This window comes from Erythrobacter sp. HI0063 (genome assembly GCF_001635685.1).
Taxonomy (GTDB): Bacteria; Pseudomonadota; Alphaproteobacteria; order Sphingomonadales; family Sphingomonadaceae; genus Qipengyuania.
Genome location: NZ_LWFF01000114.1, coordinates 1 through 448, shown reverse-complemented (window position 1 = coordinate 448; position 448 = coordinate 1). Strand labels below are relative to the sequence as shown.

Sequence of the window (448 nt, the reverse complement as noted above, 5' to 3'; positions counted from 1 at the left end):
GCATGGGGAAGCTGCCCGAAGACGTCGGCCTGTCATTCAATCTTTCGACCTTCGACATCGGGAGGTCGAGCACTATCGATGGGCTGATTGCGGCCATCGAACGTCATGGTGTCGCTCCCGATCGCATCACGTTTGAGATTACGGAAACCGCACTGATGCGCGAATACGATACTGCGATTGCCCATATCCACCGTCTGCAGGGAATGGGGATCTCGATCGCGCTCGACGATTTCGGCACCGGCTATTCGAGCCTGAGCTATCTAAGCCGGCTCCCCATCGACAAGATCAAGATCGATCGCAGCTTCGTGTGCAAGCTGGACGAGCCGGGCGTCAAAAAGATCGTGACCGCGATCATGGGCCTGTGCGAAACGCTTGATCTGGAATGCATCGCCGAAGGAATCGAAACGGCCGAAGACTGCCTGACGCTGGAAAGCATGGGATGCAGACT

1 protein-coding gene is annotated in these 448 nt (G+C 56.7%); it reads left to right on the top strand.

Translation table 11 applies throughout. The annotated features are described in order from the left end of the window. On the top strand, positions 1 to 448 hold a 448-nt coding region (locus A3736_RS05145), incomplete at both ends, for an EAL domain-containing protein (protein ID WP_156501983.1).